The organism is Actinoplanes sp. NPDC048791 (genome assembly GCF_040650095.1).
Taxonomy (GTDB): Bacteria; Actinomycetota; Actinomycetes; order Mycobacteriales; family Micromonosporaceae; genus Actinoplanes.
Window position 1 is genome coordinate 1 of the sequence record NZ_JBEZGQ010001242.1, and the last position, 2,186, is coordinate 2,186.

The following is a 2,186-nucleotide window of genomic DNA, read 5'->3' on the forward strand; positions in this document are numbered from 1 at the left end:
GGTGTACCCGATCTCGGCCAGCTCGGCCAGGCTGGCGTCCAGGTAGATGGTGAGCTGTTTGCGCAGGGTGTTCAGCTGCACGCTGATCTTGACGCGCGCCACCCGGGCGAGCCGGCGGCCGCCCTTGGACGCCTCGGCCGGTGAGGCCAGGACGGCGGAGCTGCCGACCACGGCGGCACCGGCCGCGGCGGCGCCCAGAAGATGACGGCGGCTGACGGTGGACTCGTTCTGCATCGCTTGCACTGCCTCCCGGTAGGTGGTGCGGGAATGACGTGGGCGCACGGCATCGGCCGCTCGGGCGGCGGCTCTCGGGGAGCCCTGCGCCACGTCGGAGCACTTTTGTTGCATCGAAGTCGTTCGCTTGCTGATGTTAATGGTTTGTTTCGCTCAAGTGGCGAAAAGAATCTTCGAAATATGCAAAAGTTTTGCTGCGGCACGCGATAAGTGCCCGCCAAAGCCGTGGATCAGACGATGTGGACAGGCCGGACATCGCCCGTTCCGAAGGCCTTCGCCCAGCTCACCGACTACTGATCGGTGGTTGTGGACGGTCACACCCCACCGTGCCCGCACCGCGGGCGCGGGACAAGCGGTATACGTCAGGCCGTGACGGCGCGACGCTGGGCGGCGAGCAGCCGGGTGAAGTCCTCGGCGGGCATCGGGCGGGCCAGGTGGTAGCCCTGGCCCAGGGTGTATCCCAGCAGGCGCAGCTGCTCGGCCTGGGCCTCGTTCTCGATGCCTTCGGCCACTGTGTCCAGGCCCAGCGCGTTCGCCAGCTGGATGACCGCGCGGGCGACCGCCTGGCGGGCGTCGCGGCCACCGGCCTCGGTGTCCTCGATCTCGATACCGTCCACGAAGGACTTGTCGAGCTTGACGATCGCCGCCGGGAACGAGCGCAGCAGGCTCAGCGACGACTCGCCCGTGCCGAAGTCGTCCAGGGCCAGCGCCACGCCGAGCCGGTCGAGCTCGTGCAGGGTGCGCGACACCTGGCTGCCGCGCAGCACCGCGGACTCGGTCAGCTCCAGCACCAGGCGGTCGGTGGGCAGGCCGGAATCGGCCAGCGCGGCCAGCACGTCGCTGACGAAGTCGGGATCGTGCAGCTGGCGGGCCGAGACGTTGACGCCCGGCTTCTGCAGCGAGTCCGGGCCGAACTCGGCCAGCCAGGCGGCCATCTGCCGGCACGTCTCGCGCAGCACGAACCGGCCCAGCTCGACGATCAGGCCGGTGCGCTCGGCGACCGGGATGAACTCGACCGGCGACACCGGGCCGCGGACCGGGTGGTCCCAGCGCACCAGCGCCTCGACCCCGACGATCTTGCCGTCGGCCAGCGCGACCACCGGCTGGTAGACCACCCGGAACTCGCCCTCGTCCAGGCCCCGGCGCAGCTCGCCGCCGAGCTGGATGTGGGCCAGGATCGGCTCCTCCATGCCCGGCACGTAGCGCACGTAGCCGGCCTTGCCGTGGCCCTTGGCGGCGTACATGGCCACGTCGGCGTCGCGCAGCACGCTGTCCAGGGTCGCGCCCGGCGCCGCGGTCGCGATGCCGATGCTGGCCTGCACCAGCAGCCGGTGCTCGCTGATCGGCCGGGTCAGCGCGTCCAGCACCCGCTGGGCGACGGTCTCCCCCACCGTGGTGCCGCCGGTCAGCAACACGGCGAACTCGTCACCGCCGATGCGCACCGGCAGGCCGTCGGCCCCGCACTGCTCACGCAGCACGTCGGCCACCGCGACCAGCAGGCGGTCACCGACGTCGTGGCCGAGCGAGTCGTTGACCGTCTTGAAATCGTCCAGGTCGACCAGCAGCACGGTCGCGGAGGCCTCGTTGACCAGCGCGGCGTGCAGCACGCCGCGGAACCGGGCCCGGTTGGCCAGCCCGGTCAGGCTGTCGTGGCTGACCTCGTGCTGCAGCCGCACCTCCTGGCCCCGGATGTCACTGAGCAGCCGCTTGTTGTCCCGGAAGGCCACGAACTGCCGGGCCGTGACCAGGACGCTGACCAGCACGGCGGCGATCAGCGAGACCCGGCCGGGCCACTGCAGCGGCCCGGCGGCCACGGCGATCAGCGGCAGGTCCGCGGCCGCGATGGCCAGGTACGGCAGCAGCGGCCCAGGCATTGTCGAATCTGTTCCGGTAGGAGCTAACGGTTTCGGGATCCTGCACGATCCGGTCGGTGGTGCCGGACTCGCGGTAGA

The 2,186-nt window shown here is 70.7% G+C and carries 2 protein-coding genes; both read right to left on the reverse strand.

Going from position 1 to position 2,186, the window contains the following annotated elements; genetic code table 11:
• Window positions 1–234 (reverse strand): twin-arginine translocation signal domain-containing protein (locus AB0C29_RS44890; protein ID WP_360833988.1); only part of this gene is annotated, 234 nt, incomplete at its 3' end.
• Window positions 235–596: 362 nt separating this feature from the next.
• Window positions 597–2,108, reverse strand: a complete 1,512-nt coding sequence (locus AB0C29_RS44895) for an EAL domain-containing protein (RefSeq protein WP_360833990.1) — start codon at window positions 2,106–2,108, stop codon at window positions 597–599.
• Between the last annotated feature and the right edge of the window lie 78 nt (window positions 2,109–2,186).

Coding starts and splice junctions, on each gene's coding strand:
- AB0C29_RS44895 (WP_360833990.1), bottom strand. CDS start 2,108: ATGCCTGGGCCGCTGCTGCCGTACCTGGCCATCGCGGCCGCGGACCTG.